Genomic DNA, 12,343 nt, shown 5'->3' on the forward strand with positions numbered 1-12,343 from the left:
CCACTCGTACGCGGAGGAGGTCCCCGGACGCCACGAGGGGCGTGAATTGGCACTCCGCTTGACCGAGTGCTAATCGCGGTCATAGTCTCAGTGCTGGCACTCCCCACTGGAGAGTGCCAGCAGTTCTGTGCGACCGGCAGGTCCGGCACCCGCGACGACGGGCCCACCTGGTCGCCACCCCAAAGACTGATAACCCCGTGAGATCTCCGAAGGGGGAGACCGGATCGTGTCGACCAGCACCAAGGTTGCGATCAAGCCGCTCGAGGACCGCATTGTGGTCCAGCCGCTCGACGCCGAGCAGACCACGGCCTCCGGCCTGGTCATTCCGGACACTGCCAAGGAGAAGCCCCAGGAGGGCGTCGTCCTGGCCGTGGGCCCGGGCCGCTTCGAGAACGGCGAGCGCCTTCCGCTCGACGTCAAGACCGGCGATGTCGTGCTGTACAGCAAGTACGGCGGCACCGAGGTGAAGTACAACGGCGAGGAGTACCTCGTCCTCTCGGCTCGCGACGTGCTCGCGATCATCGAGAAGTAATTCACCCACGTTTGCTTCTGTTCTGCGCCCCTGGCCCCCTGCGAGATAACTAGCCGGGCGGCAGGGGCGCAGTTCTTGTTTTTGAGAGGACAGTTCAGCTCCATGGCGAAGATCCTGAAGTTCGACGAGGACGCCCGTCGCGCCCTCGAGCGCGGCGTCAACAAGCTTGCCGACACGGTGAAGGTGACGATCGGCCCCAAGGGCCGCAACGTCGTCATCGACAAGAAGTTCGGTGCGCCCACCATCACCAACGACGGTGTCACCATCGCGCGCGAGGTCGAGCTGGACGACCCGTACGAGAACCTCGGTGCCCAGCTGGTGAAGGAGGTCGCGACCAAGACCAACGACGTAGCCGGTGACGGTACGACCACCGCCACCGTCCTGGCCCAGGCGCTCGTCCGCGAGGGCCTGCGCAACGTGGCCGCGGGCGCGTCCCCGGCCGCCCTGAAGAAGGGCATCGACGCCGCGGTCAAGGCCGTGTCCGAGGAGCTCCTCGCGACCGCCCGCCCGATCGAGGACAAGTCCGACATCGCCGCCGTGGCCGCGCTCTCCGCGCAGGACACCCAGGTCGGCGAGCTCATCGCGGACGCGATGGACAAGGTCGGCAAGGACGGTGTCATCACCGTCGAGGAGTCCAACACCTTCGGTCTGGACCTCGACTTCACCGAGGGCATGGCCTTCGACAAGGGCTACCTGTCCCCGTACATGGTGACCGACCAGGAGCGTATGGAGGCCGTCCTCGACGACCCGTACATCCTGATCCACCAGGGCAAGATCGGCTCGATCCAGGAGCTGCTGCCGCTCCTGGAGAAGGTCATCCAGGCCGGTGCCTCCAAGCCGCTGCTGATCATCGCCGAGGACGTCGAGGGCGAGGCCCTGTCGACCCTGGTCGTCAACAAGATCCGTGGCACCTTCAACGCCGTCGCGGTGAAGGCCCCGGGCTTCGGTGACCGCCGCAAGGCCATGCTCGGCGACATCGCCACCCTCACCGGTGCGACCGTCATCGCCGAGGAGGTCGGCCTCAAGCTCGACCAGGCCGGTCTGGACGTGCTGGGCACCGCCCGCCGCGTGACCGTCTCCAAGGACGACACCACCATCGTCGACGGTGGCGGCAAGTCCGACGAGGTCGCCGGCCGCGTCAACCAGATCAAGGCCGAGATCGAGTCCACGGACTCCGACTGGGACCGCGAGAAGCTCCAGGAGCGCCTGGCGAAGCTGGCCGGCGGTGTCTGCGTGATCCGCGTCGGCGCTGCCACCGAGGTCGAGCTCAAGGAGAAGAAGCACCGTCTGGAGGACGCCATCTCCGCGACCCGCGCCGCGGTCGAGGAGGGCATCGTCTCCGGTGGTGGCTCCGCTCTGGTCCACGCCGTCAAGGTCCTCGAGGGCAACCTCGGCAAGACCGGCGACGAGGCCACCGGTGTCGCGGTCGTGCGCCGCGCCGCCGTCGAGCCCCTCCGCTGGATCGCGGAGAACGCGGGCCTCGAGGGCTACGTCATCACCTCGAAGGTCTCCGAGCTCGACAAGGGTCAGGGCTTCAACGCCGCGACCGGCGAGTACGGCGACCTGGTGAAGGCCGGCGTCATCGACCCGGTCAAGGTCACCCGCTCCGCGCTGGAGAACGCCGCGTCCATCGCGTCGCTGCTGCTCACGACCGAGACCCTGGTCGTCGAGAAGCCGGCCGAGGAAGAGGCCGAGGCCGGTCACGGCCACGGTCACTCGCACTAGCGTGTAGCTGCCCCGCGCAAGCGGTGAGGCCCGGTACCCCGCGAGGGGTACCGGGCCTTTCGCGCGTCCGGCCGGGTCGGCCTGTTCCTGTCCGGCGTTCAGGCCGGCCGGCCAACTCCGGCCCCCCTTGGGTTCCTCCGGCCCTTCTGGGTTCCTCCGGCCCTTCTGGGTTCCTCCGGCCCCTCTGGGTTCCTCCGGCCCCTCTGGGTTCCTCCGCCCCCCTGGGTTCCTCCGGCCCCCTTGGCTTCCTCCGGCCCCTGGCTTCCTCCGGCCCTTTGGGCCGGCGTCAGCTTTCGGGCCGGCTTCAGCCCGGTGTCCGGGCTTGCCTGCGGATGAGGCTCGGCCGATCCAGCCCCTCCGGCGATTGAGGAGCGGGGGTACGGGGGCAGCGCCCCCGGGGCTCCGCCCCGGACCCCGCGCCTCAAACGCCGGCGAGGCTGGATCGGCCGCTGCCCCCGTGAGGCTGGCTGTGGCCGCTGTGGCCGCTGTGGCCGCTGTGGCCGGTGTGGCCGGTGAGGCCACCGAGACGGGCTGGACGGGCTGGACGGGCTGGACGGGCCGGACGGGCCGGACGGGCTGCACGGGCTGCACGGGCAGGAGGGCGTGAGCTACGCCGAGCGGGACAGCGCGTCCCCGTGGACGGCGCCTACGCGGGCCGCGGCCTGCGATAACCCACCGCTCACTGGGGTCCGTACTTGCGGCCTGTCCTGGAGGTGACCCCTCCGAGCAGGCCGCGCGGCGTCACCTTCACCAGGCCCATCAACGCCTTGTACCGCGCGTCGGGGATCGAGAGCGACTTCCCGCGCGCCAGGTCCGCCAGCGCCGCCGCCACCAGCTTGTCGGCGTCGAGCCACATCCAGCCCGGGATGTTCCCGGTGCCCATCCCGGCCCGTTCATGGAACTCCGTCCGAACGAAGCCGGGGCACAGGGCCATCATCCGCACGCCCGAACCGGCCAGGTCCTTCGCCGCGCCCTGGGTGAACTGCACGACCCACGCCTTGGACGCCCCGTACGTACCGCGCGGCACGAACGCGGCGACGGAGGCCACGTTCACGATGCCGCCCCTGCCGCGCTCCTTCATGCCCGCCGCGGCCGCCGAGGTCAGCCGCAGGACCGCCTCGCAGTGCACCTTCAGCATGGCCAGTTCATCCGCCATGGGGACATCGAGGAAGTGCCCCTTGTTGCCGAACCCGGCGTTGTTGACCAGCAGATCGACCGACTGCTTACGGTCGGCCAGCCTGCTCTCGACCGCGGCGATCCCGTCGTCCGCGGACAGGTCCGCCGTCAGCACCTCGGCCTCGATGCCGTGCCGGTCGTGCAGTTCGGTGGCCTGTTCCCGCAGCCGGTCGGTGTCGCGGGCCACCAGCACGAGGTTGTGCCCCTCGGCCGCGAGCCGCCGCGCGAAGGCGGCGCCGATGCCCGCGGTCGCGCCCGTAATCAGTGCAGTCGTCATACGCGGCACGTTAGTGCCCCGGATGGACGCCAGGACGACCAGCCCGCTGCCCCGGCCCGACGACCACGAACTGGCCCATCATCCCGTGGTCCTCATGGGCCAGCAGATGGCAGTGGTACATGTACGGAGTGTCGGGATCGGCGGGCCCGTCGAACCGGAGCGCGATCTTCATCGTGGTACCCACCGGGATCGCGACCGTGTCCTTCCGGCCCCGCAAAGCGGGCTCCGGCTCCCGGCCGTTCACCTCCAGCACCCTGAACTGCACGTCGTGGACGTGGAAGTTGTGCGTCATGTCGCCGCCGTTGCGCAGCGTCCACGTCTCGGCCGTGCCCCGCACCACGGTCTCGTCGATCCGGTCCATGGCCATCGGCTTCCCGTTGATCCCCGACCTGCGCAGCTCGAAGAAGCGCCCGTGCGCCGCGTCCGTCCCGTCGGGCAGCTCCGGTTCGCCCAGCCTCGCGGGCAGTGCGGGCGACGGGCGCAGCCGGTGCGCCGCGCGCAGTTCCAGTACGTCGAAGGAGTCGTCGCCCCCGTCGAACCGCTTCTCCCAGTTGTTGCCGGCGCGCCACGGGTAGCTGCGCAGCACGGTCCGCTCGTCCGGCCGCATCCGGACGACGACCTCGGCACGCTCGCCGGGGGAGAGTTGGATCCGGTTCATCGCCGCCGGCCTTTCCAGCAGTCCGCCGTCGGTCCCGACCAGGTCGAACGCGCGGTCGTCGTCGAAGCCGAAGGTGTAGATGCGCGCGGTGGAGGCGTTCAGCAGCCGTAGCCGTACGCGTTCGTCGCCGACCTCCCGGTACGGGTCGAGCGTGCCGTTCACCATGGTCCGCTTGCCGAGGAAGCCGGTTTTGGCGAGGAAGGAGTGGCCGTGGTCGAACCGGGCCCCGTCGAAGGTGACGTCCTGCACGATGACCGGAAGGTCGTCCACGCCGTACTTCTTCGGGAGCGCCAACTGCCGTGAGCGCGCGTCGTCGATCAGGAACAAGCCGGCCAGACCGCGCTGCACGTGCTGTTCGGTCGCCCCGTGCGGATGTGGGTGGTACCAGAGCGTGGCGGCAGGCTGGTCGACCTTCCAGCGCGGGGCCCACGCGCCGCCCGCCGCCACCATCTGATGCGGGCCGCCGTCCATCGCGGCGGGCAGGTGCATGCCGTGCCAGTGCACGGTGGAGGCCTCGTCGAGGGTGTTGCGTACCCGCACCTTCACCCGCTCACCGCGCTCCGCGCGGAGCGTCGGGCCCAGATAGCTGCCGTTGAAGCCCCAGGTCGGCGTCGGGCGGCCGTCCTCGAACTCCGTCTCGCCCGACTGCATCCGCAGATCGAAGACCCGGGTGCCGTCCGGGCCCACGGTCGACTCCGCCAGCGGCGGTACGGCCATGCGCTGGCTGAAACGGACCTTCCCCACGGTGCTGACGTCCGCCCCGGTCCACAGCCAGGCGAACCCGCCGCCGACCGCCGCCACCAGGACGCCCGTCACCACCGCCGACGTGATGAGCACGCGCCTCAACCGCTGTCGTCCCCTGGTCTTCTCCATGCCCCTCAGGATTTCTCCCGGGGCGGATCCGCCACATGGGGCAGATCCCTGACAGGTCCCCGACCGTCCCCCTAGGCGGCCGGGTCCCCCTGCCGGGTCCCCGTCAGGGCGCCGCGAGCTTCTCCTCGTACGCGCGCGCCTTCCGCAGCGCCTCGGGGTGCAGCGCCTCGCCGGCCGGCAGCAGCAGCGGCAGCAGCTCGCGGTGCGTCGTCACGGCCCGGAACTGCAGTTCCACCGTGACCTCGTGGTCCGGCCGGTGCACGATCTCGACCGGGTCGCCGGCCCGGATGCTGCCCGGCGTGATCACCCGGAGGTACGCCCCGGGGGCCGCGGCCCGAGTGAAGCGTTTGACCCAGCGCGCCTCGTCGAGGTGGCCCGCGAACGTACGGCACGGAATCCGGCCGGAGGTCACCTCCAGGACCAGCTCCGCGCCGATCCGCCAGCGCTCGCCGATCAGTGCGCCGCCGACCTCCAGGCCGCCCGTGGTCAGGTTCTCGCCGAACGAGCCGTTGGCCAGTGGGCGCCCCAGTTCCCGCTCCCACCCGTCGAGATCCTCGCGGGCGAAGGCGTACACGGCCTGGTGCGAGCCACCGTGATGGCGCAGGTCGCAGACCGCGTCCCCGGCCAGACCGCTGCCGCCCTCGCCCTCGGGGCCGGGGTCGCAGACCCGTATGAGTCCCTCGACGGGGTGCTTGTCGATCCCGGTCATGCCGCCCGGGGCGTCGGTGTAGTGCGCCACCGTGGGACGGCCCGCGTTCACGGTCAGCACAGTCTTCGCAGTCATGCCCGAACGTTAGCGAGTCCTGACTCAAAGCTGTAAGTGAATAGTTCGCAGTAGACCCAAGAGTCCCTTATGTTGGAAGGGTGATCGAAGCCCGTCATCTCCGAGTCCTGCGCGCCGTGGCCGGTACCGGCTCCTTCTCCGCCGCCGCCCGCGAGCTCGGCTGCACCCAGCCCGCCGTCAGCCAGCAGATGAAGGCGCTGGAGTCCTCGGCGGGCACCACGCTGCTCATCCGCACCGGGCGGGAGATGCGGCTGACGCAGGCCGGTGAGGCGCTCGTGCGGCACGCCTCCGGCATCCTCGCCGGGCTCACCGCAGCCGAGGAGGAGGTCGCCGCGATCGCCGGGCTGCGGGCCGGACGGGTCCGGCTGGTCTCCTTCCCCAGCGGCAGCTCCACCCTGGTCCCGGGCGCCCTCGCGGCGCTCAGGGCCGCGCATCCCGGCACCCGGGTCTCCCTGGTCGAGGCGGAGCCGCCGCGCTCGGTGGAGATGCTGCGCGACGGCGACTGCGACATCGCGCTGGCCTTCCGGTACGGCACGCAGGGCGCGGAGTGGGACGACCTGGTGGTGCGGCCCCTGCTGACCGACCGGCTGATCGGTCTCGTCCCCGAAGGGCACCCCCTCGCGGACCGGGACGAGGTGGGTATCGGTGAACTCGCCGGGGAGCCGTGGATCGCCGGCTGCCCGCGCTGCCGTCGGCAGCTCGTGGAGGTCTGCGAGGCGTCCGGCTTCACCCCGCGGATCGACTTCGCCACCGACGACTACCCGGCGGTGATCGGTCTGGTCGGCGCCGGCCTCGGGGTGGCCGTCCTGCCGGCGCTGGCGATCGAGTCGGTACGCCCCAGGGGAGCCAGGACCGTGACGGTGGAGCCCGCCATCGAGCGCGAGATCGTCGCGCTGACCCTGCCCGACCTGGCGCAGGTCCCGGCCGTGGCGGCCACCCTGGACCAGCTGTCGCTGGCGGCCGCCCGCTGAGCGGCCGGCCGTGCCGGCCCCTGGAGGCCCGTAGCCCGGTCGACCCCTGTGCACCCACGGCCCGGCCGACCCCTGTGCACCCACGGCCCGGCCGACCCCTGTGCACCCACGGCCCGGCCGTGATTGAAGAAACGTTTCCGCCTTGATGGGGCGCGGCAGGGTCAGCCGTGCCCGGGCGGGAACGAGGGAGCGGCCGCGCTGATCAGCCTGTTGCGGGCCCGGCCCATGAGCTCCTCGCGTTCGTCCTCGGTCAGTCCTCCCCACACCCCGTAGGGCTCGCGTACCGCCAGCGCGTGGGCGGCGCACTCGGCGCGTACCGGGCAGCGCATGCAGACCTCTTTGGCGGAGGTCTCACGGGCGCTCCGGGCGGCTCCGCGTTCGCCCTCGGGGTGGAAGAACAGGGAGCTGTCGACCCCTCGGCAGGCCGCCAGCAGCTGCCAGTCCCACAGATCGGCGTTGGGTCCGGGAAGGCGGGAGAAATCTGCCATTGCTTGTCCCCTCGAAACCATGCTGAGTCGGAAACGTCGTGGTCTTCCGTCGTACCGTGCCCATGACCGTACATCTACGGTGTTAGTAGATGTAAATATGACTGATTGCGAATCTAGCCACAGACACCAGCAAAAGGGAAGAAAACCCGCTAAATGGGGCATAAGTTCACGGGAAGTTTTCGGTTGACGGCTGGACGACCCGTGGCGCTCTCCTCCGTGCTCGGGCCCTCACGTAGAGTGCCGAACCCGGTTGTCCGACCCGTAACTCTTTCGAGTGACCATCGTTGAGAGAGCTGAGGCGGTTGACGGAGAAAGCGATCGGGCAGATGTCCGAGAGTGTCAACCGCACAGGTGACGACTTGTAACAGCCTGGAGGCACAAGGTGACGCGCATCAGCTGCGGAGGGCGGTCATGACATCCGTTCTCGTCTGCGACGATTCCCCGCTTGCCCGAGAAGCGCTCCGTCGCGCGGTCGCGACCGTGCCCGGCGTCGAGCGTGTGACGACGGCGGCCAACGGGGAGGAAGTCCTCCGCCGCTGGGGTGCCGACCGTTCGGATCTGATTCTCATGGACGTACGCATGCCCGGTCTGGGAGGTGTGGAGACCGTCCGTCGGCTGCTCTCCGCCGACCCCGGGGCGCGGATCATCATGCTGACCGTCGCCGAGGACCTGGACGGGGTCGCGCTCGCGGTCGCCGCCGGGGCCCGCGGGTATCTGCACAAGGACGCCTCCCGGGCGGAGCTCCGGGCGACCGTCACCCAGGCCCTGGCCGATCCGACGTGGCGGCTCGCCCCGCGCCGGCTGCGCTCGGCCGAGATGGGTGCGGCGCCCACGCTCACGGCGCGTGAGATCCAGGTCCTCGAAGGAATGAGCCACGGTCGCTCCAACGCGGAGATCGGCCGTGAGCTGTTCCTCTCCGAGGACACGGTGAAGACGCACGCCAGGCGTCTGTTCAAGAAGCTCGGAGCCTCGGACCGGGCGCACGCGGTGGCACTCGGTTTCCGCTGGGGCCTGGTCCGCTGAGGACCGGCCGTGACCGGCCGCCGATCCCATCCCCGTCCGCTCGCGGGCGGACGGGGCGACCCCGCGCGAGCGGTGCGGAGCCGGGTCGTGTCCGAGGACGCGACCCGCTCGTACGCCGCCCGTGCAGCCCGCCGCCCCGGCGGCATGTGACGCTTCCCGGCCGATGACGCATCCTTGAGGCGTGGAGTTCCTCGGGAACGATTCGGTCGAGCGGAAGGGGAGGGCGCAGGACATGACTTCCGGCGCACCCGCTCATAACGCTTCAGTGCACAACTACGGACGCGGTGCCGCGGATGACGCGGCGCCGGGGCACCATGGTTCGATGCGCGAGGACGGAACGACGGTGATCGGTGCCCTGGTGCATCGCGCCGTCGAGGGCGACGCGCAGGCCACCCATGATCTGCTCGCCCATGTTCACCCCCTCGCGCTGCGCTACTGCCGGTCCCGGCTGAACCGGCTGCCCGGTGATGCCCGTCACTTCGTGGAGGACCTGGCGCAGGAGGTCTGTGTCGCGGTGCTGATGGCACTGCCGCGGTACAAGGACACCGGCAGGCCCTTCGAAGCCTTCGTCTTCGCCATCGCCGGCCACAAGGTGGCCGACCTCCAGCGGGCCGCGATGCGGCACCCGGGATCGACCGCGGTGCCCTCCGACGAGATGCCGGAGCGGCCGGACGACTCGCTCGGGCCCGAGGAGCGGGCGCTCCTCAGCAGCGATGCCGCCTGGGCCAAGAAGCTCCTCGCCAACCTCCCGGAGAACCAGCGCGAGCTGCTGGTCCTGCGGGTCGCCGTCGGGCTCACCGCCGAGGAGACCGGGCAGATGCTCGGCATGTCACCGGGTGCCGTCCGGGTCGCCCAGCACCGTGCGCTCAGCCGGCTGCGGGCCCTCGCGGAACAGTGAAGCGGGACAGCGGTGCCGCGTAGAGGTGCCGTAGGAAGCTACAGAACCTCCAGGTGATCTTGCCCGTGGAATGAGACGCCCCCAGAGGCCGTTAGCATGGACATCCGCACCGATCAAGGCCATTTGGGGAAGGTGTCATGACTGCAAACGTCGACGGAGTGCCCGAGAAATTCGCGACGCTCGGGCTGACATACGACGACGTGCTGCTGCTGCCGGGCGCATCCGAGGTGCTCCCCAACGCGGTCGACACCTCGACGCTCATCTCGCGGAACGTACGCGTGAACATCCCGCTGCTGTCCGCCGCGATGGACAAGGTCACCGAGGCCCGGATGGCCATCGCCATGGCCCGTCAGGGCGGCGTCGGCGTGCTCCACCGCAATCTCTCGGTCGAGGACCAGGTCAACCAGGTCGACCTGGTGAAGCGGTCCGAGTCCGGCATGGTCACCGACCCGATCACGGTCGGCCCGGACGCCACGCTCGGCGACGCCGACGCGCTCTGTGCCAAGTTCCGCATCAGCGGTGTCCCGGTCACCGACCCGGCGGGCAAGCTGCTCGGCATCGTCACCAACCGCGACATGGCCTTCGAGTCGGACCGCTCGCGCCAGGTGCGCGAGGTCATGACGCCGATGCCGCTGGTCACCGGCCGGGTCGGCATCTCCGGCGTGGACGCCATGGAGCTGCTGCGCCGCCACAAGATCGAGAAGCTTCCGCTGGTCGACGAGGCGGGCATCCTCAAGGGCCTCATCACGGTCAAGGACTTCAAGAAGGCCGAGCAGTACCCGAACGCGGCCAAGGACGCCGAGGGCCGGCTGCTCGTCGGCGCGGCCGTCGGCGCCAGCCCGGAGGCACTGGACCGCGCCCAGGCGCTGGCCGGGGCCGGGGTGGACTTCCTGATCGTCGACACCTCGCACGGCCACAACAGCAACGCCCTCAACTGGATGGCGAAGATCAAGTCGGCCGTGAACGTGGACGTCATCGGCGGCAACGTCGCGACCCGCGACGGCGCCCAGGCCCTGGTCGACGCCGGAGTGGACGGCGTCAAGGTCGGCGTCGGACCCGGTTCGATCTGCACCACGCGCGTGGTCGCCGGCATCGGCGTCCCGCAGGTCACCGCGATCTACGAGGCCGCGCTGGCCGCCCGTGCGGCGGGCGTCCCGGTCATCGGCGACGGCGGCCTCCAGTACTCCGGCGACATCGGCAAGGCGCTGGCCGCCGGTGCCGACAGCGTGATGCTGGGCTCCCTCCTCGCGGGCTGCGAGGAGTCGCCGGGCGAGCTCCTCTTCATCAACGGCAAGCAGTTCAAGTCGTACCGCGGCATGGGTTCGCTGGGCGCGATGCAGTCCCGCGGACAGGGCCGCTCGTACTCCAAGGACCGCTACTTCCAGGCCGAGGTGTCCTCCGACGACAAGCTCGTCCCCGAGGGCATCGAGGGCCAGGTGCCCTACCGCGGCCCGCTGGCCAACGTGCTGCACCAGCTCGTCGGCGGTCTCCGCCAGACGATGGGCTACGTGGGCGCCGCCTCCGTCGACGAGATGGAGAGCAAGGGCCGCTTCGTACGGATCACGTCCGCGGGTCTCAAGGAGAGCCACCCGCACGACATCCAGATGACGGTCGAAGCACCGAACTACAGCAGGAAGTAGCGCGACGCGCGAGGGAGGGGCGGTCCGGGGGTTCCCGGGACCGCCCCTCCGGCACGTGTCGGGGATACTGGACAGCGCAGACGTAGAGGGAAAGGCCACACCATCGTGACTGAGATCGAGATCGGGCGCGGCAAGCGCGGCCGCCGGGCATACGCATTCGACGACATCGCCGTCGTCCCGAGCCGCCGGACCCGTGACCCGAAGGAGGTCTCGATCGCCTGGCAGATCGATGCCTACCGCTTCGAGCTGCCGTTCCTGGCCGCTCCCATGGACTCCGTCGTCTCCCCGCAGCACGCCATCCGCATCGGCGAGCTCGGCGGCCTCGGGGTGCTGAACCTGGAAGGCCTGTGGACCCGGCACGCCGACCCGCAGCCGCTCCTCGACGAGATCGCCGAGATGCCGGTCGAGTCCGCGACCCGCCGGCTCCAGGAGATCTACTCCGCCCCCATCCAGGAGGAGCTGATCGGCCAGCGCATCAAGGAGGTGCGCGACTCCGGTGTCGTCACCGCCGCCGCGCTCTCCCCGCAGCGCACCGCCCAGTTCTCCAAGGCCGTCGTCGACGCGGGTGTGGACATCTTCGTCATCCGCGGTACGACGGTCTCCGCCGAGCACGTCTCGGGTGCGGCCGAACCGCTCAACCTGAAGCAGTTCATCTACGAGCTGGACGTCCCGGTGATCGTCGGCGGCTGCGCCACGTACACCGCGGCCCTGCACCTGATGCGCACGGGCGCGGCCGGTGTCCTCGTCGGCTTCGGCGGCGGCGCCGCGCACACCACCCGCAACGTCTTCGGCATCCAGGTCCCGATGGCGACCGCGGTCGCCGATGTGGCCGGTGCCCGCCGTGACTACATGGACGAGTCCGGCGGCCGGTACGTGCACGTGATCGCGGACGGCGGCGTCGGCTGGTCCGGCGACATCCCGAAGGCCGTCGCCTGTGGCGCGGACGCCGTGATGATGGGCTCCCCGCTCGCCCGTGCGACGGACGCGCCGGGCCGCGGCCGCCACTGGGGCATGGAGGCCGTTCACGAGGACGTGCCGCGCGGCAAGCTGGTCGACCTCGGCTCCGTCGGGACGACCGAGGAGGTCCTCACCGGTCCTTCGCACACCCCCGACGGTTCGATGAACATCTTCGGCGCCCTGCGCCGGGCGATGGCGACGACGGGGTACAGCGACCTCAAGGAGTTCCAGCGCGTCGAGGTGACGGTGGCGGACTCGCAGCACCGCCGCTGAGTCCCCGCAGCATGACGGGAGGGCCCGGACCGCGATCGCGGTCCGGGCCCTCCCGTGTGCCGTGCGTG

General features: G+C 70.4%; 11 protein-coding genes. 7 read left to right on the top strand and 4 right to left on the bottom strand.

The window, feature by feature from the left end:
* Nucleotides 1–223: 223 nt before the first annotated feature.
* Both groES and groL read left to right on the top strand, forming a co-directional pair.
* Nucleotides 224–532 carry a co-chaperone GroES gene (gene groES, locus OG446_RS23300; protein ID WP_024490209.1) on the top strand — a complete coding sequence of 103 codons (309 nt, stop codon included), beginning with the start codon at nt 224–226 and terminating at the stop codon, nt 530–532.
* A 102-nt stretch (nt 533–634) separates the two neighbouring features.
* Nucleotides 635–2,257, top strand: coding sequence for a chaperonin GroEL (gene groL / locus OG446_RS23305; RefSeq protein WP_148020263.1), 1,623 nt, complete (start codon nt 635–637; stop codon nt 2,255–2,257).
* A gap of 679 nt (nt 2,258–2,936) precedes the next feature.
* On the opposite strand, the gene OG446_RS23310 is transcribed toward groL, so the two are convergent.
* From OG446_RS23310 to OG446_RS23320, 3 genes are all read right to left on the bottom strand, one after another.
* Nucleotides 2,937–3,710: an SDR family NAD(P)-dependent oxidoreductase gene (locus OG446_RS23310; protein ID WP_328895849.1), complete on the bottom strand. Its 774-nt coding sequence runs from the start codon at nt 3,708–3,710 to the stop codon at nt 2,937–2,939.
* A gap of 10 nt (nt 3,711–3,720) precedes the next feature.
* The gene (locus tag OG446_RS23315; protein WP_328895850.1) at nt 3,721–5,241 is read right to left on the bottom strand and encodes a multicopper oxidase family protein; all 1,521 of its coding nucleotides are present in this window, start codon (nt 5,239–5,241) and stop codon (nt 3,721–3,723) included.
* A 103-nt stretch (nt 5,242–5,344) separates the two neighbouring features.
* On the bottom strand, nt 5,345–6,025 hold the full coding sequence (locus OG446_RS23320) for an MOSC domain-containing protein (RefSeq protein WP_328895851.1): 681 nt from the start codon (nt 6,023–6,025) through the stop codon (nt 5,345–5,347).
* Nucleotides 6,026–6,105: 80 nt separating this feature from the next.
* On the opposite strand from OG446_RS23320, the gene OG446_RS23325 reads away from it, so the two are divergent.
* Nucleotides 6,106–6,996 (top strand): LysR family transcriptional regulator, encoded by an 891-nt coding sequence (locus tag OG446_RS23325; protein WP_328895852.1) that lies wholly within the window; start codon nt 6,106–6,108, stop codon nt 6,994–6,996.
* Between the two features lie 161 nt (nt 6,997–7,157).
* Here the strand turns inward: OG446_RS23325 and OG446_RS23330 are convergent, their stop codons facing one another.
* The gene (locus tag OG446_RS23330) at nt 7,158–7,484 is read right to left on the bottom strand and encodes a WhiB family transcriptional regulator (protein ID WP_328895853.1); all 327 of its coding nucleotides are present in this window, start codon (nt 7,482–7,484) and stop codon (nt 7,158–7,160) included.
* A gap of 411 nt (nt 7,485–7,895) precedes the next feature.
* On the opposite strand from OG446_RS23330, the gene OG446_RS23335 reads away from it, so the two are divergent.
* The 4 genes from OG446_RS23335 to OG446_RS23350 all read left to right on the top strand — a co-directional run bounded on the left by OG446_RS23335 (nt 7,896) and on the right by OG446_RS23350 (nt 12,275).
* Nucleotides 7,896–8,507, top strand: coding sequence for a response regulator transcription factor (locus OG446_RS23335; RefSeq protein WP_003948568.1), 612 nt, complete (start codon nt 7,896–7,898; stop codon nt 8,505–8,507).
* Between the two features lie 322 nt (nt 8,508–8,829).
* On the top strand, nt 8,830–9,405 hold the full coding sequence (locus OG446_RS23340; RefSeq protein WP_148020273.1) for a sigma-70 family RNA polymerase sigma factor: 576 nt from the start codon (nt 8,830–8,832) through the stop codon (nt 9,403–9,405).
* 137 nt (nt 9,406–9,542) lie between these two features.
* Nucleotides 9,543–11,045 carry an IMP dehydrogenase gene (gene guaB / locus OG446_RS23345; protein WP_148020274.1) on the top strand — a complete coding sequence of 501 codons (1,503 nt, stop codon included), beginning with the start codon at nt 9,543–9,545 and terminating at the stop codon, nt 11,043–11,045.
* Nucleotides 11,046–11,150: 105 nt separating this feature from the next.
* Nucleotides 11,151–12,275, top strand: coding sequence for a GuaB3 family IMP dehydrogenase-related protein (locus OG446_RS23350; protein ID WP_173315126.1), 1,125 nt, complete (start codon nt 11,151–11,153; stop codon nt 12,273–12,275).
* The last annotated feature ends 68 nt before the right edge of the window (nt 12,276–12,343 follow it).

Origin of the sequence: Streptomyces sp. NBC_00236, assembly GCF_036195045.1 — a bacterium.
Classification (GTDB): Bacteria; Actinomycetota; Actinomycetes; order Streptomycetales; family Streptomycetaceae; genus Streptomyces.